Consider the following 18,607-nt stretch of genomic DNA (forward strand, 5'->3'; position numbering starts at 1 on the left):
CTCAACCGGCCGCTCCTCAACCGTCCGGCAGCAGCACGATCGGCGGCCGGTCCAGCAGGGACAACGGGTCGATGTAGCGCTCGCCCCGCCGCACGCCCCAGTGCACGCACGACCGGGGCGCGCAGTGGTTCGGCGTCGTCCCGTCTGCGCCGTCCTCCACCACGCCGACCGCCGTGCCCGCGGCCACCGCCGTGCCGACCGGCAGGGACGCCGCCACCGGTTCCAGGCTCGTGCGCAGGCCGTCGGGATGGGTGACCACCACGACCCCGCGGCGGGCGACCTGCCCGGCGAACGTGACGACTCCCGGACCCGGGGACACCACCGGCGAACCCACCGCGGCCGTCAGGTCGACACCGCGGTGTCCCGCGCCCCACTCCTCCTCGGGCGGGTCGAACAGGCGCTCCACGCCGGCCGGCGGGTTGATCCCCGCGACGGGCGGCACGTAGCCGGTTGCCGCGGATCCGGCCCAGTGGCCGCCGGATCCGGCGGCGCGTGGACGAGCGGCCGCCCCGGCGGCGCGAGGCCCGGCAGCATCCGGCCCGGCGTCATCCGCCCCCGCGACACCGGCGGCCCGCAGGGCGAACGGGCCGGTGGCGTCGGCCGGGACCGCGACGTCGGGCCCCGTCCGTAGCGCGCCGGCGGGCGGCGCCGTCGCCACGGTGACGAGAAGGATCGCGACCGCGACGAGAGCAAGGAGCGGCAGGAGGCGTCGGGCCGGGGCCCGACCACTGGTCCGGCGGGGGATACGGGAGTTCGTCATGCCGTGAGCATCACCTGCCGGGCCGACGGGCGGGAGGACGCCGGGACCCGCCTGTGCACGAACCGGCCCGGAGGCGCCCTGTGGTCGCACTCGTTGCCTTCTGCCGCCGTCACGAGGGGTCGGTCGGCGGTCGGGAGCGCTCCCCGGGACGACCCCGCAGGACCACCCGAACGAGAGCGGGCGACGTCACAGCGGGAGCCCGTCGCCGAGGTCCTCGCCGCAGGGGCCGTTCGGGTAGACTTCAACCCGCGACCGGCATGTGCTGCCAGTCCGGCAGTCGTCCAGCTCCGCTGGCCCTCTGCCTGACAGGGGATCTCCGGTCGACATCGCGCGCCACATCGAGTCGCGTCCGGCAGTGGTCCGGCCCCAGGGTCGGCGTCGGGAACGACGTGGCGCCAGGGGCACCTTCACGAGAAGGCGCCGCCAACCGAACCGTGGCCCAGGACTTGCGTCCTGTGCCGCCTGAAATGCGTGCGGAGCCCCGGGTCGATCCCGGACCGCACCGAAAGGACGTGTCATGGCCGTCGTGTCCATGCGCCAGCTCCTCGAGAGCGGTGTCCACTTCGGACACCAGACCCGCCGTTGGAACCCGAAGATGAAGCGCTTCATCTTCACGGAGCGCAACGGCATCTACATCGTCGACCTGCAGCAGTCGCTGCACTTCATCGACAGCGCCTACGACTTCGTCAAGGAGACGGTCGCCCACGGCGGCTCCATCCTCTTCGTCGGCACCAAGAAGCAGGCCCAGGAGCCGGTTGCCGAGCAGGCCGCCCGCGTCGGGATGCCCTACGTGAACCACCGCTGGCTCGGTGGCATGCTCACCAACTTCACCACGGTGCACAAGCGTCTCCAGCGCCTCAAGGAGCTCGAGGAGATCGACTTCGACGACGTGGCCGCCTCGGGCCTCACGAAGAAGGAGCTCCTTGTGCTGCGCCGCGAGAAGGACAAGCTCGCGCGCACCCTCGGCGGTATCCGTGACATGGCCAAGGTCCCCTCGGCCGTCTGGATCGTCGACACCAACAAGGAGCACCTCGCGGTGGACGAGGCCCGCAAGCTGGGCATCCCCGTCGTGGCGATCCTCGACACCAACTGCGACCCCGACATGGTCGACTACGCGATCCCGGGCAACGACGACGCGATCCGTTCCGTCACGCTGCTCACCCGCGTGATCGCGGACGCCGCCGCCGAGGGCCTCATGCAGCGTCACTCGGGCGGTGCCAAGACCGGCACCGAGGCCGAGGCCGCCGCCGAGCCGCTGGCCGAGTGGGAGCGCGAGCTCCTCGCCGGTGACACCACCGAGGGCACGGTCGAGACCCCGGCCGCCGCCGCCGAGGGCACCGTCGACGAGGCCGCCGCCGAGGCTGCTGCCGCCGCCACCCCGGCCTCCCCGGCCGAGGTCGTGGAGGCCGCCGAGGCCGCCGAGGCCGCTCCGGCTGCTGCTCCCGAGGCCGAGACCGAGAAGTGATGCGCTGCGTCGGCCGGGTGCGCATCACGCGGACCCGGCAGGCGCGCCGTCCCTGACGGTCGTACGACCTCCCAAGAACAACACGACTGCACGGAGGACCAGAACAATGGCGAACTACACCGCCGCTGACATCAAGGCGCTGCGTGAGCGGACCGGCGCCGGCATGCTCGACGTCAAGAAGGCCCTGGACGCGGCCGACGGCGACGCCGACAAGGCCATCGAGATCATCCGGACCAAGGGCCTGGCCCGCGCCGCCAAGCGCGAGGGCAACGCCACGTCCGAGGGTCTCGTCGCCGTCAAGGTCGAGGACACCGCGGCCGGCCAGGTCGCCACCATGATCGAGCTGAACGCCGAGACCGACTTCGTCGTCAAGAACGAGAAGTTCATCTCGCTGGCCGAGGCCGTCCTGGAGGCCACCGCTGCCGCCGGTGCCGCCGACGAGGTCGCGGCGTCCGCCGCTCCCGCCGGTGAGGGCACGGTCGCCGAGCTCATTGCCGCTCAGGGCGCCACGCTGGGCGAGAAGCTCGTCCTGCGCCGCGTCGCGCGCGTCGAGGGCCCGAAGGTCACGACCTACCTGCACAAGACGGCCAAGGACCTGCCGCCGTCGATCGGTGTCCTCGTGGTCACCGACGAGGCGGGCGCGGCCGTCGCCAAGGACATCGCGCAGCACGTCGCCGCGATGGCCCCGAAGTACCTCACGCGCGAGGACGTCCCGGCGGACGTCGTCGAGAAGGAGCGCGAGATCGCTCTGGAGACCTCGAAGAACGAGGGCAAGCCGGAGGCGGCGCTGCCCAAGATCGTCGAGGGTCGCCTGAACGGCTTCTTCAAGGAGGTCGTCCTGATCGACCAGCCGCTGGCGAAGGACCCGAAGACCACGGTCGGCAAGCACGTCGCCTCCGTGAACGGCTCCCTCACCGCGTTCGTGCGGTTCCGCGTCGGTTCCTGACGCAGCTCGTTCGGCCCGGTCCGCGCTTCGGCGCGGGCCGGGCCGACGCGTACGCGGCCGGTTCCGACGGAGCCGGACCGCACACCCCGCTCCGTCCGGAGCGCGGTGGGGCTTCGATACTTTCGGTGTGCCGTAGAGCCGGGCGGGCTCCAGGTCGCACCAGGGGTCTCGAGGCCGGTCCGGAGGCCCCTGCCTGGCGCAGAGGTGCGTCGCCCGCGAGTCGGGCGCAGTATTCCGGGAAGGGCCGGTGTCCCGGCATCGACGATCGAAGGGTGACGGATCAGTGAGTGACGAGGCGACGCAGAACTTCGCGGTGGACGTGGAGGGCAAGCCGGCCCGGCGCGTGCTCCTGAAGCTGTCGGGCGAGGCGTTCGGCGGTGGCAGCGTGGGGCTGGACGCCGACGTGGTCCGGCGCATGGCGAAGGAGATCGGCGTGGCCGTCCGGGACGGCATCCAGGTCGCGATCGTCGTCGGCGGCGGGAACTTCTTCCGCGGCGCCGAGCTGAGCGTGGCCGGCATGGACCGGGCCCGCGCGGACTACATGGGCATGCTCGGCACGGTCATGAACTGCCTCGCCCTGCAGGACTTCCTGGAGCAGGCCGGCGTCACGACGCGCGTGCAGACCGCCATCACGATGGGCCAGGTCGCCGAGCCGTACATCCCGCTGCGGGCGATCCGGCACCTGGAGAAGGGCCGCGTGGTGATCTTCGGCGCGGGTGCGGGCATGCCGTACTTCTCGACCGACACCGTCGCGGTGCAGCGTGCCCTGGAGACCGGCTGCGAGCAGGTCGTCATGGGCAAGAACGGGGTCGACGGGGTCTACGACTCCGACCCGCGACGCAACCCTGGCGCGAAGAAGCTCGACCACCTGACCTACACCGACGCCCTCGTGAACCGGCTCGGCGTCATGGACGACACGGCGCTGGCCATGTGCCGCGACAACGACGTCCAGATGCGGGTCTTCGGCATGGAGGGCGAGGGCAACGTCACGCGCGCACTGGCCGGCGAGCCGATCGGCACGCTGATCACGACGCGCTGAACCGTGGGACCCGGGCCCGCCCGGGAACTCGCGATCCTTTCGGTAGCCGGGCAAAGTGTCCGTAGAGTGGCCCCGGCACCACCCGTAGACCAACGACAGGAGCAGTGGTGATCGACGAGACCCTCCTCGAAGCCGAGGAAAAGATGGAGAAGGCGATCGAGGTCGCCAAGGAGGACTTCGCGGGCATCCGCACGGGCCGTGCGAACGCCGGGATGTTCAGCAAGATCACCGTCGACTACTACGGCGCGCCCACGCCGCTGCAGCAGCTGGCGTCCTTCAACATCCCGGACGCGCGGACCGTGCTGGTCGCCCCCTTCGACAAGGGCTCCGTGCCCGCCGTCGAGAAGGCGCTGCGCGACTCCGACCTGGGTGTGAACCCGGCGACCGACGGCAACGCCATCCGCATCGTGCTGCCCTCCCTGACGGAGGAGCGCCGGCGCGACTACGTCAAGCTCGCCAAGCAGAAGGCGGAGGACTCGCGCGTCTCGGTGCGCAACATCCGCCGCAAGGCCAAGGAGACGCTGGACCGCATCGTCAAGGACGGCGAGGCCGGCGAGGACGAGGTCGTGCGCGCGGAGAAGGAGCTGGACAAGCTGACCAAGAGCCACGTCGACATGATCGACCAGCTGCTCTCCAGCAAGGAGAGCGAGCTGCTCGAGGTCTGATGCCCGCACCGCCTCGAGACAGAACAGAGCGAGACAACGCGCACACCGCAGTGAGCCCAGAACCCGTACCCGGCGCGAAGGCCTCGCGCGCGGGCCGCAACCTGCCCGCGGCGATCCTCGTGGGCGTCGGCCTGCTCGGCGTCGTCGGCGCGTCCCTCTACTGGCGACCCGAACCGTTCGTCCTGTTCGTGGTGGTCCTGCTGTGGGCGGGGCTCTGGGAGCTGCGGCAGGCGTTCGCGCGCCGTGACCTGCGGCTGCCCATGGTCCCGCTCTTCGTGGGCACCGCGGGCATGGTGGTCTCCGCGTACCGGGGCGGTCCGGAGGCGCTGTTCGTGGCCTTCGTGCTGACCGTCGCCGCGACCGTGGTGTGGCGGGCGCTGGACGGCTCCGGCCTCAGTGCCGTGCGCGACTCGGCGGCGGGGATCTTCGCCGCGTCCTACCTGCCGTTCCTGGCCGGGTTCGTGGTGCTCATGCTCGCGCAGCCCGACGGCGAGATCCGTGTCGCGCTGTTCATCCTCCTGGCGGTCGCCAACGACACCGGCGGCTACATCGCCGGCGTCATGCTGGGCCGGCACCCGCTGGCGCCGACCGTGAGCCCCAAGAAGTCGTGGGAGGGCCTGGCCGGCTCGATCGTGCTGGCCACGGCCGTGGGCGTGCTCGGTTCGGTCTACGGGCTGGGCGAGAGCCCGGTCCTCGGGGTCGCGCTCGGCGTCATGACCGCGATCACTGCCACGGTCGGCGATCTCGCCGAGTCCCTCCTCAAGCGTGACCTAGAATTGAAGGACATGGGCTCATTGCTCCCGGGGCACGGGGGCGTGCTGGACCGCCTCGACTCGCTGGTCATCACAGCGCCCTTCGTCTATCTCGTGCTCTCGGTGGTTGCCTGATGAAAACTCCCCTTGCCCAGCCGGCCGTCCGTCCTTCGGACGAGACCCCGGCCATCCCGCTGCAGATGGCGCCGAAGCGCCGCGGCAAGCCGCCGAAGCACTTCGCCGACCTGACGCCCGAGGAGCGGGTCGCGTCGGTGGTCGAGGCGGGGGAGCCGGCCTTCCGGGCCAAGCAGCTCGCCACGCACTACTTCACGCACTACACCAGCGACGCGGCGCAGATGACGGACCTGCCGGCGAAGTCCCGCGAGGCACTGGCGGCGACGATGTTCCCGCAGCTCATCCGCCCCACGCGCAAGCTGGAGGCCGACGGCGGAACCACGGTCAAGACGCTGTGGCACCTGTTCGACGACGCCAAGGTCGAGTCGGTGCTCATGCGCTACCCGAACCGCACCACGCTGTGCGTCTCCAGCCAGGCCGGCTGCGGCATGGCGTGCCCGTTCTGCGCCACGGGCCAGCTCGGCCTGACCCGCAACCTGTCCACGGCGGAGATCCTGGAGCAGGTGCGCGCGGCCTTCCGCTCGCTGGCCGACGGCGAGATCCCCGGCGGCGTCACCCGGCTGAACAACCTGGTCTTCATGGGCATGGGCGAGCCGCTGGCCAACTACAAGGCCGTGATCGAGACGGTGCGCACGCTGGTGGCGCCGCAGCCCGAGGGGCTCGGCATGTCGGCACGCAACATCACGGTCTCCACCGTGGGCCTGGTCCCGGCCATGCAGAAGCTCACCAAGGAGGGCATCCCGGTGACGCTCGCCCTGTCGCTGCACGCGCCCGACGACGACCTGCGCTCCGAGCTGGTGCCGATCAACACCCGCTGGAGCGTCGACGAGACGCTGGACGCCGCGCGGAACTACTTCGAGGTCACCGGGCGTCGCGTCTCCATCGAGTACGCCCTCATCAAGGACATGAACGACCACGCCTGGCGGGCCGACCTGCTGGGCGAGAAGCTCAACTCCCGCGGGCGCGGCTGGGTGCACGTCAACCCCATCCCGCTCAACCCGACGCCCGGCTCCATCTGGACCGCGAGCGACCGGGATGTCGAGGACGAGTTTGTGGCACGATTGCGCGGTCACGGGATCCCGACCACTATCCGTGACACCCGCGGGAGCGACATCGACGGGGCCTGCGGGCAGCTGGCGGCTGAGGAGGACGACGAGTGAGTGGGATGTTCAACAGCGTGCCCGCGATGCGCACCGGGTACGACAAGGACGAGGTCGACGAGTTCTTCGAGCACGCCCGGCAGGCGTACGAGGGCCGTACCGCGGATCGGCTGACGAGTGCCGACATCCAGGCCTCGACCTTCGACCTGACCCGCGGCGGGTACAACACCCACGAGGTAGACGCGGCGCTCGACCGCCTGGAGGCGGCGTTCATCGCGCGACAGCGCGCGGAGTACGCCGCGGCGCACGGTCAGCAGGCCTGGATGAACGCGCTCGCCGAGCGCGCCCGTTCCCTGTACGGGCGTCTGGGCCGGCCCGACGGCGAGAAGTTCGCGCCTGCCGACCGCGGCTCGCAGGGCTACGACAAGGACGACGTCGACGACCTGTGCGACCGCCTGATCGGCTACTTCGACCGTCAGGAGCCGTTGACGGCCGGGGACATCCGGTCGGCGACCTTCGGCCGGGCCCGCGGGCCGGAGGCCTACGACGAGGCCTCCGTCGACGCGTTCCTCAGCCGTGCGGTGGAGGTCCTGCTCGGGGTGGAGTGACCCTGCTTGCCAGGTGGTGACAGGAGAGGGCGGGGCGCTGATCGGCGCTCCGCCCTCTCCTGTCCCGCCGTCCGCCGAGGTTCGCGGATCGTCAGACGGCGGCCGTCGCCTCCTGCTCCTCGCGCAGCAGCACCTTGTGCTGGGTCGCCGTCAGGAACTTCCGGATCGAGTCCCGGCTGCGGGTCAGGCAGTCGATGCGTGCCTGGACGCCCACCAGCTCGGAGGCGAGCTGCTCGGCGACCTCCCGCGGGCAGGTCGGATCCTCGCGGTTCGCGGCGTCCTCGGCGTCGATCAGGATCTTGACCAGCCGGGTCGGGATGCCCGCCTGGACCAGGCCGGCAACGCGGGAGACCCGCTCCACGTGCTCCTCCGTGTACGTCCGGTAGCCGTTGGCCGCCCGGTCCGCCTCGAGCAGGTCCTGCTGCTCGTAGTACCTGATCAGCCGGGTCGTGACACCTGTCCGCGTGGCGAGCTCACCGATCTTCATGACGTACCTCCGGGCAGGGCCTTGACATTGACACCAGTGTCAAACTTTAGCGTGGCGGGCATGGACATGACAGGCCCCGCCCCAACCGCCCCGACCAGCATCGACACCGCTCCGGCCGCCCCGGCCGGCCCCGAGCCCGGCACCCTGCCGTGGCCCTCCCTGCTCGTGCTCGGTGCCGGGACGCTGTTCATGGTCACCGCCGAGATGCTGCCCACGGCGGTGCTCCAGCAGATGAGCACCGGCCTCGGCGTCGCGGAGTCGAGCACCGGCCTGCTCGTCTCCGTGTGGGCGGCCGTCGTGGTGGTGCTGAGCTTCCCGCTCGTGCGGCTCACCCGCCGCCTGGACCGCCGCGCCGTGATCGCCGGGGGGCTGGCCGTCCTCGCGCTGTCCTCGGCGTTCACCGCCCTGGCCCCGACCTTTCAGGTGGCGGTCGGCGCGCGGGTGCTCGGCGCGGCCGCCGTCGGCCTGCTGTGGGCCACGACCAACGCGCACGTCGCCGACCTCGTGCCCGACCGGCTGCTGGGCCGCGCCATCGCCGTCGTGCTCGGTGGGGCGACGCTCGGGATGGTCGTCGGCACCCCGCTGGCCCGCCTCGTGGCGGATGCCGCCGGCTGGCGCGCCGCCTTCTGGGCCCTCGCGGTGCTCGGCCTGCTCGCCGCGGCCGCGGTCCGTCTGGTCGTCGCCCGCGCCGCGGTGCCCGACGGCGCGCCCGGCACCCCCGCGGACCCGGTCGGAGGGGGCGCCCGCACCACGGCCAGGGGCATGGGCCGGCTGCTGACCGTGACCGGCCTGGTGGCCCTGGTCCTGGTCGGGCACTACGGCGCGTACACCTACATCACCCGGCTCGCGGAGACGCCCGCCCACGCGCTGCCGGGCGGGATGAGCACCCTGCTGCTGGTGTTCGGGCTCGCCTCCGCCGTCGGCGTCGCGCTGGCCGGGCGGCTCGGGGAGCGCAGCGGCCCGGCGCTCGTGGTGAGCGTGGCCGCCACGGCGCTGGCTGTGCTCGGTCTCGGCGTGGACGCCGGCCCCGTGGTGGGGGTCGCCGTCGTCGTGACCTGGGGCGTGGTGTCGGGTGCCATGCCGCCGTTCGCGCAGACGCTGATCCTGCGGCTGGCCGGGCCGGAGCGTCGCTCGTTCGCCGGGGCGCTGATCCCGGTGCTGTTCAACGGCGGGATCGCCGTCGGGGCAGCGCTCGCCTCCGCGGTCGTGGCCGGCTCGGGCGTGGCGGCGCTACCCCTGCTGGCTGCCGTCGTGGTCGGCGTGGCGGCGACCGGTCTGGCCGGTGCGCTCCGCCGCGCCTGACCGACCCGACGGGTCAGCAGGCCTTGGCGGCCGGGCCGCTCGAACCCGTGTTGACGTACGCGTCCGAGATCCAGTTGCCCGGCCCGATCCGGTTCCACACGTTGCTGACGCCGTAGTAGCCGTCCACGCGGCTGCCCTTGGCGGTGCACTCGATCACGACGTTGGTGAAACGCCCGGCCTGCCCGACGGCGGAGTGGTTCGTGCCGGGGCCGGACCGCACGGTCAGGGGCCGGCCGCTGGTGCGCACCACGCCCTTCGGTCCGTTGCCGGTCCACAGGTACGTCACGGTGGTCCAGGCGTTGTCCTTCAGCCCGAGGCCGTCCCAGAAGGTGCCGTCGCCCAGGTCGATCCCCGCGGGGTTCGCGACCTTGCGGCCGAACCCGTCCTTCCCCTTGTTGTAGCCGTCCTGGTAGGCGGCCTGGGCCTGGGGCAGGCCCCGCGGCAGGTCGTCCCACGACTCGCGCTTGTGGGACCCGTTCCAGTGGTCGTCCTTGGTGTTCCAGGGGCCGACGTCCCAGACCGGGGCGTACGCGCACCGGCCCGTGCGCTCGGCGCAGACCCGCACCGAGTAGCTGCCCGAGTTCTTGGCCGACAGCCCGCGCCGCGACGGCAGGGCGACGAAGTGGTCACGCTTCTTGATGACGTGCCCGTTCGCGGTGGTGCCGCCCACCAGGCCCTCGCGGGTCGCGAAGACCTTGTAGGAGCGCCCGTCGGCCTTGGCCTGGACCTCGACCTCCTGCAGGGACCGCGACCGCTCCACCTCGGGCGTGAGTGTCACCTCCCGGACGGTCGGGGACGCGTCGGTGTCGCCGACCAGCGTGACGCGCGCCTGGAGGGTCGCGGACGCGACCGGGAGCGGCTCGCCGGCCGGGACCCACTCGGTCCACGAGTCGGGGCCCTCCTCGGCGAGGCGGCCGCGCACGTCCACGAGCACGGACGTGCCGTCGGGCGTGGCGGCGTCGACCTCGGCGGCGACGCCGGTCGCCGGGGAGCCGAGCTCCACCGGATCGGCGACGAGCTGGCCCGACGCCTCCCGGGGCCTGGGTGAACCGGCGGCGTCGCCCCCGCCTGCGGCAGTGGTCTCGGGGACGGCGAGGCGGAGCCCGTCGTCCGCGTGCCGCAACCCGGCGTCGTCCGGGCCGAGGGCGTCGAGATCGACGGACCAGGCCTGGGCGGCGAGGTCCGGGCCGGACCCGGTGCTCGGCGCGACGGCGGCGACGGCCGTGCCCGAGACGACCAGGAGGGCGCACGTGGTCGCTGCCAGGAGGGCGGCGCGGCGTCGGGAACTGCGGGCCTGGGTCACCATGCCCCGAATGTAAGCGCCACCTATTTCACCCGCGAGGCGAAGCGAGTGAAATTTCGGGCGGGCCCGGGTGGTGCATGATCGGGGGAGTACCGAGCACGACCTGAGACAGCGATCAGCAAGGAGAAGCACGTGTCCGAGTTCCTGGCCGACAAGCCCGGCAAGTACGACCTCGACGGCGACGGCATCACGGACGTCGAGGTCGCAGACACCGACGGCGACGGCGTCGTGGACGCCCAGTTCGAGGACTACGACGGCGACGGCGTGCCCGACGTCGAGCTGTACGACACCGACGGCGACGGCGTGCCCGACGTCGTCGTGGAGACCGCCGGCGGCACGCGGACCATCTCCGTGGACGCCGACGGCGACGGCGTGGACGACGCCGTGGACTCGTTCCCGGCCTGAGCCAAGACCGGGAACAGGGCCGCCCGCAGCCGCCCCGCCGCCGGTGTCACGCCGCGGCGGGCGCCTGCACGGGCCTGCCGTAGACGAGGCGGCGCAGCGCGACCTCGGCCGGGCCACGGCGGCCCGTCTGCTCCTGCCAGACGGCGAACGCCACCGTGAGCCCCCACACCAGCACGGCGTAGAGCAGCATGCTCCACGAGCTGAGGTACTGGCCGAGACCGAGGCCCCACGCGGCCAGGACCGGCGCGCACAGCACGGACTGCAGCAGGTAACAGGTCAGCGACCGCTTGCCCACTGCCTGGACGGCGCCGGCGAACGGCCCGTCCGTCAGGAAGAGGTTGCCCGACGGCGGCCCGCTGCGCCGCTGGGCGAGGCGGTGACCGAGCAGGCCGAACAGTGCCACGTACCCCAGGCCGCCGAAGAACCCGGTGAGGAACTGCACCGGATAGAAGACGACGGCCGCGTGGTCGGGCACGTCGATGATGCCGACGTGGTCGAGCGCGGAGGGCAGCGGTCCCAGCCAGCCGATCGTGATGCCGATGACGGCTACCCGGCGCAGCATGGGCAGGTGGTCGCCCGGGTTCTCCAGGATCCGGCGGCGTCCGGCCCAGAACGCGAGCAGCAGCATCATCGGCACCACCAGGGAGAGCAGGCCCTGCAGGAACGTGCCGAGCGTCCAGTACGTCAGCCGCTCCCCGATCGAGGCGAGGTACGACGTCACGGCCATCGAGTCGCTCGTCGGCGCGAGGTCGGCCGCGATGCTCCGCGCCATGGGGTCGTCGGCGGGGATCTGGGCGAGGAACCAACCGCCGACCAGCGCGAACACCGTGCCGATCGTCAGCAGGCCGCAGAACACCGACGTCCACACGATCAGCGTGCGGTCCTTGACCTGGAAGAACAGCCACACCATGAGCAGGCCGGCCAGACCGTACGCGCCCAGCACGTCGCCCATCCAGAGCAGCGCCGCGTGCACGAACCCGAACGCCAGCAGCAGCCAGTTGCGCTTCTGCAGCAGCCGGCGTGCCGCCTTCTCCGAGGTGCCCGAGGACACCTGGCGGTTGTAGAGCTGCATCATCCCGTACCCGAACAGGAACGCGAACATGGGGTAGGTCCGCAGGTCCACGGTGGTGATGATCAGGAAGTCGACCACCTTGTCGAGCGCGGACCCGTCGACCGGGTGCGACGCCCCGGAGCCCATGGTGCTGGCCCAGAGGTAGTAGGGCGTGTTCGCGATCGCGATCAGCAGGAGCATGAACCCTCGCGCCAGATCGGGGGCGGGGGAGCGTTCGGCGGCCTGGACGGGTCCTCGGGTGAGGGCGGTGGTCGTCATGGCCCCATCTCAGCAGGCCATGGGCGCCACCGCGAGGAAAGCGCTAGGCAGCGGGCTCCTCCAGCCGGGCGCGCTCCTCGTCGACGATCCGCCGCGCCAGCTCCTTGTCGCTGACGTCCGAGGTGCCGGCCCCGGGCGTGGTGGGCACCGTCGAGCGTCCGGCGTACTCCGCGAACAGCTCGGCCTTGGTGCCGAGGATCTCCAGGAGCCGCTCGTCCACGCTCTCCTCGATGAGCAGGCGGTGCACCTGCACGGTGCGCACCTGGCCCATCCGGTGCGCGCGGGCGATGGCCTGCGCCTCGACGGTCGGCTTGACCTGCGGCTCGCACAGGATCACCACGGAGGCGGCCTGGATGTTGAGCCCCACCCCGCCGGCCTCGATCTGGCTGACGAGCACCTTGGGCTCCTTCGCCTGCGTGAACTCGTCCACCAGCTCCTGGCGGCGGGCTGCGGGCACCGATCCGGTGATCGGCCCGACGGCGAGCGGGCCCAGCTCGGCGAGCACGCGCTCGATCACGTCGCGGAAGTAGGAGAAGACCACGACCTTGCGGTTGTTCTCCACGGCCTCGTCGACGATCTCGCGCAGCCGGACCAGCTTCGCCGTCGGCTCGGGGGCCTCGACGAACGCGGCACGGCGCATGTCGGCGAACGAGCGGCTCAGCACCGCGTGGCGGTAGGCGGCGCCGTCGTGCTTGCCGAACCGCTCCCACTCGTCCACCTGGACCAGCTCGGGCAGCTCGGTGAGCACGTCCTCCTGGTTGCGGCGCAGGTACACGGTCGCGACCGAGCGCCGGAAGGCGGAGGCGCCCGCCAGGCCCGCCGCGGGGTCGATGTCGTCGGCGACCTCGGGCTTGAGGTAGCCCACCAGGCTGCGGAACTCGTCCACGGTGTTCTCCATGGGCGTGCCCGACATGAACAGCACGCGCTCGGCCACGCGGGCCCACTCCGCCGTCCGCTCGGAGCGCTGCGCCTCCGGGTTCTTCACGTAGTGCGCCTCGTCCACCACGAGCAGGGCGGGGCGCGGCATGTCGCCCGCCCGCAGGTGTCCGAGCTGGGGGAAGGTCGCGATGCCGACGCCGCCGTCGGCCGCCCACTCCTTGATGCCCGCCTCGCGGTCGTCGCCGTGCAGCACACGGACGGTCAGCCTCGAGTGGGCCGCGACCTCGCGGGCCCAGTTGGCCGCGACGCTCGCAGGGCACACCACGAGAAAGTGTGTGCTCCCCTTCGCGGCGAGGTGGGCCATCACCGCGATGGCCTGGACGGTCTTGCCCAGGCCCATCTCGTCGCCGAGGATCGTGCGCCGCTGGGACAGCGCGTACCTGGCGCCGAACGCCTGGTAGGAGCGCAGCGAGACGTTGAGCAGCGAGGTGTCCAGGTCCTGCGTCGCGACCTCGCCGACGACGTCCTCGGGCAGGTAGCCCTCGGCGGCCTCGACGTCGATGCCGAGGTCGACCAGCTCGCCCAGCGCCGTGAAGTAGGCGGCGGCCCGTGCCTCGAAGTCGCTCCAGGCGTCGGCGTCGGACGTGTTCGTGAGCACCTCGTCCAGGGCGCGCAGGGCGTCGGTGATGCCCACGGCGTCCAGGTCGTCGGTCAGCGTGCGCAGGTCGGTCAGCGCGGCGTCGGCGCGGTCGGTGCGGCGCCGGCCGGCGAAGAACCGCCGCACGAACGTGGCCCGCACGGCACCCGTCTCGGCCAGGCGGGCGAGCTCGCGCACGTCGACGTCGAGCCGGTCCTGCCAGGTGCCGAAGAAGGCCTTGACCTGCAGGTGGTCGTGCAGCGCGCGCACCAGGCGCGTGGCGAGCGGGTCGGCGGGGGAGTGGTCCAGCCGGAAGGCGAGGCCGGCGTCCACGGCGCTGAAGACCTGCTGGGCCGCCTTCTGCAGCGCCTCCACCGTGCGGGCGCCGACGCCCGCGATCGCCGTGAGCTCCTCCGGGGCGGCGGCCCTGATCTGGCCGACGGTGCGGTACCCCGCCTGCTCGAGCGGGCCGAGGCGCAGACCGCCCGCGCCCACCTCGCGGACCCGGTCCAGGGGCACGTCGGACAGCTCGTCCAGCACGCGTGCGTCGCGGGCGGCGCGGTAGGCGGCGCGGACTCGGGCGGGCGCGCCACGGCGCTGGCTGAGGGTGCGGGAGCCCAGGTCGTGCCGGGTTCCGGCCTCCTCGAGCAGTTCGCGGGCGTCACCGCGGGACCAGGTCGTCATGGCCGACGACGGTACTGCGTGCGGGCCGTCCCGGAGGCCCCGACGCGCGTCGTGGACCGACGTTTCTTACATACCGGACCGAATGCCCATTCTGGTAGTTTCATCGCACCATTAACAGGAGGAAAAAGTGAGCACGGACGCACTGCCGGAGCAGGCACAGGCGGCGCAGGCCACCGCCGCAGGGGAGCCGACGCCGCAGGTGGCGCCGGAGGCGACGCCGGACGTCGTCCAGGGCGACACGAATCCGGAGCCGGCCGCGAGCCCGGCCCCGGTCGCCGGGCCGGAGGGGGTCGTGGCCCCGGCCGCGACGCAGGCACCGGCCGGAGCCGTGGCGCCGGTCGCGACGCCGGAGCAGGACGAGGACCCGGAGCGCGCGGACAACATCGAGACGCGGACCGCGGCCCGGCTGCACCAGCTGGTCGCGTCGGGCGCGGAGAAGCTGCCCGGCGAGGCCGGCAGCACCGTGTCCAAGCTGGCCGTCGCGCTGCTGTCGTTCGGCAGCCAGGCGGCGGCCAAGGACCAGGAGAAGTCGACCTCGGCCCTCGTGGGCGAGGCCGTCGGCCTCTTCAAGAGCCTGGACGACGACGACCCGGCCAAGCAGCGCAACGCCCTGGAGCACGCGCTGGAGACGTTCACGACGTCGACCATCGGCGGCAAGGAGCGCTCGCAGGTGCTCGAGGTCGCCGAGGAGGCGATGGGCCTGTGGAGCAAGCTCCGCGGGACGTCCTCCGGCCTCGCCAAGTCCGACGCCGCCGCCTCGATGCGCTCGCTGACCAGCGCGCTGCGCAAGGAGGGCCGCGACGCGGAGGCCGACGAGGCCGAGACCGAGGCCAAGCGCCTCGAGTCCTGACCCGACCCGCCGGACCCGCTGAGTGCCGGACGTTCGCCCACCCGGGGCGGACGTCCGGCACTCAGCGGTTCTCCGGGCAGGTGGGGGTGGTCGCCAGGGAGACGCCGTCCGGCATGTCCGCCGCGGTCGGCTCCCGCCCGGCCATGGCGCAGGCCCGGGCGATCATCTGGTCGTCCGAGAAGGTCCAGCCCGTGGTGACGCCGTGGTCCTGGACCACGAGCAGCTGGCCGTCGCCGGCGTAGACGTCGCCGGGTGCGACCTTGCCGCCGGGCGCATAGAGCCGGGTCGCGAGCGAGCCGACCTTCTGGCCCGTCGCGATGTCGAAGAACGCCAGCGCGGCGCCCTGGTTGCGGGCCACGAGGTCGGGCCCGGGCAGTACCGCCAGCACGTCGCCGTAGGTGCCGGTCAGGTCGAGGTCCTCGGGGTCGCCCGGACCGGCGACGGCCCGCAGCCGCACCTTCGCGTCGAGCCCGAGCGTGACGAGCCGCTCGGGCAGCGTCATGTCCGCGCCGGTCCGCGCGCCGATCAGGTGCACCTGGTCCACGCTGCTGCCCCGTACCGTCCAGACCTCCCGCTCGCCCGCGGCGGCCGCGGTCAGGTCGGCGACCCGCAGCGAGAAGTCCCGGGGCGCGACGGCGATCTGGCTGCCGTCGTCGGCGACGGCCACCCGGCCGGGCTCCGCCCACGCCGTGCCGAGCCGCGGTGTCGTACCGAGCGGACCGGGCACGTACAGGGCCCGCTCCTGCAGCCCGACGTCGAGCACGTGCAGCCCGGAGCAGGTGTCCACCAGCACCAGGTCGTCCCGGGTGCGCTGCGCGCTCACGATCGTGGCGCAATCCGGGTCTCCGCCGTCCAGGCCCGGTGCCACGAGGTCGCGGAACCCGGCCTCGTACCCGGCGGTCGTGCCGCCCTGGGTCCGGTAGGCCTCGCCGTCGGGGGTGACCAGCAGGAGCCGGTCCTCGTCGAGCCAGACCGGCAGCAGGGGCCGGCCGGCGTCGGGACTGTCGGCCGGGAGGTCCACCGTGCCGAGGCCGTGGATCAGCACGGTGCCGTCCGACCAGGACGCCGCCGTGCTGGCCGGCCGCCCGGGCTCGGCACGGTAGGTGGCCAGCACGGCCGAGGGGCCGGCCTGCGCCGGCCCGCCCGCACCCGGGTCCTCGCCCGGGTCCTCGTCCTGCCTGGGGTCCCGCCCGGTCGCCGCCACCCCGGCCGCGCTCGGCAGGGGGACGTCCCCGTCGGTCCCGGCGGTGCTCCACAGCGCGATACGGCCGTCCGACGCCGCCGCGACCCGGTCCGCCCCGACCAGGACGGGCGACCCCGGCCCCCGGATGCCGGACAGGTGCCAGGTGCGGTGCACGTCGGTGTCGGCGCCGATCTCGCACGCGACCAGCCCGCCGTCGGTGGCGACCAGGGCGCGGGTCGTGGCGTCGTCGACCGCGACCACCTCAGGGTCGGACCAGGCACGCGGCACGGGGCAGTCCGCCGTACGCGCGGTGCCGTCGGCCCAGTGGTGCAGGGTCACGGTCGTGGTGTCGCCGTCGGAGGCCAGGGTCGCCCAGTCGCGCAGCGAGGGGGAGGGGACGCCGCCGTCGGGCAGGTCCACGGGGCCGCCGCCGGTCGGCTCCAGCGTGTCGAGGCTGCGGATCTCCAGGGTCCCGGCGGCGGCGTCCGCCACGGCGAGGGTGCGGCTGGAGCCGACGGCGAGCGACGTGACGCTCAGGTCGGTCTCGGCCTTGGTACGGAACGCGAGGCGCTGCTCGGCGGGACGCGCGGCGCCGTCGTCGGACTCCAGGACGGCGAGGTCCCGGTCGGCCAGGTTGATGGTGCCGATCCGGTTGCGGTCGCTGGTGGCGTCGTGCCACGCGATGACCAGGGTGTCGCCGTCGGGCGTGACGGCGACCGCCGTCGTGCCCGGCAGGTCGAGGTGCGTCTGTCGGCTCGTGCTGTCGGCGGGCAGCGGCCCGAACCGGCCCAGGGTCACGCCCAGGTCGTCCACGGCGGCGACCACGGCGCCGTCGGCGCTGCCGGACACGACGGGTCCCGCGCGCCCCGAACCCGTGACCGAGCCGAAGGGCGTGCGGTCGCCGCGCAGCACGGTGGGCGCGCCGTCGTCGGGGTTCCAGCGCACCAGGTCCCCGGTCTCGGTCCGGCCGACGACGCCGGCCGCGGTCGGTGCGACGTCGGCCAGCCCGGTCTCCTCCGGGACGTCCACCGTGCGCAGCAGGTACGGGTCCGCGGGCTCGTTGGCGGTCACCGCGTTGAACAGCGCGGTCCGGGTCTGCCCGTCCCGCAGCCGCCGCACCGCCTCGACCGCCAGCAGCTGCGCCGTGGCAGGGTCGTCCTGGTGCACCACGTGCGACGTCGCGCCCAGCAGGTGCGCCTCGTTGGCGTTCACGGCCTCGTTCGCGCGGTCCGCCTCCCGCTGCGCGTACGCGAACGCGCCGATCGACAGGACGAGCATGACCGCCAGCGCCATGTTCACCAGCCGGTTGCGCAGGCCCGCCGAGCTCTGCCGGGCGATGTGCGCGCTGAGGATCTCCTCGGTGCTGACGTCCGAGCCGCGCAGCGGCGCCACCAGCTCGGCGAGCACCCCCGGCCGATCGGGATGGTGCCGCCAGAACCGGCGCTGGCGCAGCCTCGTCAGGTCGGTCCACTTGGGTTCGTGGTCGATCCGCTCCACCAGCGGCGCGGGCAACGCCGTGGTGCTGATCGCGTCGATCTCGTTCGCCGTCTGGTCCCAGACGATCTTGCCGCTGGTCAGCGCGACCAGCAGGGTCTCCGGACCGCGGTGGTCGAGCCACCACGCGACCTCCTTGGCCACGTACTTCGAGCTCGCGGCACCCTCCGAGGCGAACAGGATGAGGTAGTCGGACCGTTCGAGCTTGCGCTCGATCGCGTCCCAGAGGCTCGGGTTGTTCGCCAGACCCGTCCGGTCCAGGAAGACGTTCAGGTCCGGCACGTCGTCGCGCTTGTCGAAGTCGAGGAGCTCCGCGTGGAACGCGGGCGCGAACTCGCCGTCGGAGTCCCGGCTGTAGGACAGGAAGGCGTCGTAGCCGCCGGAGGGCGGGGCGGCGTGCGCGCGGCTGTTCCGGGCCACCCGCCCGGCACGGCTGGTCGGTAGCAGGGAGCGGACAATCCGGTCGGTCATCCTGCTCCCGCAGCCTTTCCTCGGCGAATGTTCGCGGACCGGGAGAAACATATCCCCTGGTGTGTAGTGTCGCCGCAGGTCATGACGCTAGTCACCTTCGTGGTGAAATGCA

Annotated in this window: 16 protein-coding genes; 10 read left to right on the forward strand and 6 right to left on the reverse strand. The window is 72.8% G+C overall.

From position 1 onward, the window contains the following. Positions 1-16: 16 nt before the first annotated feature. Entirely contained in the window at positions 17-760 is a 744-nt protein-coding gene (locus ACH47X_RS02225; RefSeq protein ID WP_397400974.1) for a M23 family metallopeptidase, read from the reverse strand. A gap of 517 nt (positions 761-1,277) precedes the next feature. On the opposite strand from ACH47X_RS02225, the gene rpsB reads away from it, so the two are divergent. The 7 genes from rpsB (at position 1,278) to ACH47X_RS02260 (ending at position 7,470) form a co-directional block, all read left to right on the forward strand. Then, positions 1,278-2,225 carry a 30S ribosomal protein S2 gene (gene rpsB, locus ACH47X_RS02230; RefSeq protein WP_142033646.1) on the forward strand — a complete coding sequence of 316 codons (948 nt, stop codon included), beginning with the start codon at positions 1,278-1,280 and terminating at the stop codon, positions 2,223-2,225. Between the two features lie 106 nt (positions 2,226-2,331). Then, the gene (gene tsf / locus ACH47X_RS02235; protein WP_020016850.1) at positions 2,332-3,171 is read left to right on the forward strand and encodes a translation elongation factor Ts; all 840 of its coding nucleotides are present in this window, start codon (positions 2,332-2,334) and stop codon (positions 3,169-3,171) included. 283 nt (positions 3,172-3,454) lie between these two features. After that, a complete protein-coding gene (gene pyrH, locus ACH47X_RS02240) occupies positions 3,455-4,210 on the forward strand; it encodes a UMP kinase (RefSeq protein ID WP_397400977.1) in 756 nt (251 codons plus the stop codon). A gap of 107 nt (positions 4,211-4,317) precedes the next feature. Continuing rightward, on the forward strand, positions 4,318-4,875 hold the full coding sequence (gene frr, locus ACH47X_RS02245) for a ribosome recycling factor (protein ID WP_142033647.1): 558 nt from the start codon (positions 4,318-4,320) through the stop codon (positions 4,873-4,875). 50 nt (positions 4,876-4,925) lie between these two features. Continuing rightward, the gene (locus tag ACH47X_RS02250; RefSeq protein WP_397400979.1) at positions 4,926-5,762 is read left to right on the forward strand and encodes a phosphatidate cytidylyltransferase; all 837 of its coding nucleotides are present in this window, start codon (positions 4,926-4,928) and stop codon (positions 5,760-5,762) included. Positions 5,763-5,827: 65 nt separating this feature from the next. Then, a complete protein-coding gene (gene rlmN / locus ACH47X_RS02255; protein WP_020016846.1) occupies positions 5,828-6,922 on the forward strand; it encodes a 23S rRNA (adenine(2503)-C(2))-methyltransferase RlmN in 1,095 nt (364 codons plus the stop codon). A 5-nt stretch (positions 6,923-6,927) separates the two neighbouring features. Continuing rightward, entirely contained in the window at positions 6,928-7,470 is a 543-nt protein-coding gene (locus tag ACH47X_RS02260; protein WP_036969347.1) for a DivIVA domain-containing protein, read from the forward strand. Positions 7,471-7,561: 91 nt separating this feature from the next. On the opposite strand, the gene ACH47X_RS02265 is transcribed toward ACH47X_RS02260, so the two are convergent. After that, positions 7,562-7,957 carry a MerR family transcriptional regulator gene (locus ACH47X_RS02265; RefSeq protein WP_397400981.1) on the reverse strand — a complete coding sequence of 132 codons (396 nt, stop codon included), beginning with the start codon at positions 7,955-7,957 and terminating at the stop codon, positions 7,562-7,564. A 60-nt stretch (positions 7,958-8,017) separates the two neighbouring features. Between ACH47X_RS02265 and ACH47X_RS02270 the strand changes: the two genes are divergently transcribed. Further along, a complete protein-coding gene (locus tag ACH47X_RS02270; protein ID WP_397400983.1) occupies positions 8,018-9,259 on the forward strand; it encodes an MFS transporter in 1,242 nt (413 codons plus the stop codon). A 13-nt stretch (positions 9,260-9,272) separates the two neighbouring features. Here the strand turns inward: ACH47X_RS02270 and ACH47X_RS02275 are convergent, their stop codons facing one another. Further along, positions 9,273-10,565, reverse strand: a complete 1,293-nt coding sequence (locus tag ACH47X_RS02275; protein WP_397400985.1) for a hypothetical protein — start codon at positions 10,563-10,565, stop codon at positions 9,273-9,275. 129 nt (positions 10,566-10,694) lie between these two features. On the opposite strand from ACH47X_RS02275, the gene ACH47X_RS02280 reads away from it, so the two are divergent. Continuing rightward, entirely contained in the window at positions 10,695-10,967 is a 273-nt protein-coding gene (locus tag ACH47X_RS02280; protein ID WP_200835961.1) for a hypothetical protein, read from the forward strand. Between the two features lie 46 nt (positions 10,968-11,013). Here ACH47X_RS02280 and ACH47X_RS02285 read toward each other — a convergent pair whose 3' ends face one another. Together ACH47X_RS02285 and ACH47X_RS02290 are read right to left on the reverse strand one after the other, a co-directional pair. Continuing rightward, complete coding sequence (locus tag ACH47X_RS02285) at positions 11,014-12,297, reverse strand: DUF418 domain-containing protein (RefSeq protein ID WP_397400987.1); 1,284 nt, start codon at positions 12,295-12,297, stop codon at positions 11,014-11,016. Between the two features lie 43 nt (positions 12,298-12,340). After that, positions 12,341-14,497 carry a DEAD/DEAH box helicase gene (locus tag ACH47X_RS02290; RefSeq protein WP_397400989.1) on the reverse strand — a complete coding sequence of 719 codons (2,157 nt, stop codon included), beginning with the start codon at positions 14,495-14,497 and terminating at the stop codon, positions 12,341-12,343. A 127-nt stretch (positions 14,498-14,624) separates the two neighbouring features. On the opposite strand from ACH47X_RS02290, the gene ACH47X_RS02295 reads away from it, so the two are divergent. Beyond that, entirely contained in the window at positions 14,625-15,347 is a 723-nt protein-coding gene (locus tag ACH47X_RS02295; RefSeq protein ID WP_397400991.1) for a hypothetical protein, read from the forward strand. 61 nt (positions 15,348-15,408) lie between these two features. Here ACH47X_RS02295 and ACH47X_RS02300 read toward each other — a convergent pair whose 3' ends face one another. After that, the gene (locus ACH47X_RS02300) at positions 15,409-18,495 is read right to left on the reverse strand and encodes a hypothetical protein (protein ID WP_397400993.1); all 3,087 of its coding nucleotides are present in this window, start codon (positions 18,493-18,495) and stop codon (positions 15,409-15,411) included. Positions 18,496-18,607 lie beyond the last annotated feature (112 nt).

Origin of the sequence: Promicromonospora kroppenstedtii (genome assembly GCF_044389675.1) — a bacterium.
GTDB lineage: Bacteria > Actinomycetota > Actinomycetes > Actinomycetales > Cellulomonadaceae > Promicromonospora > Promicromonospora kroppenstedtii.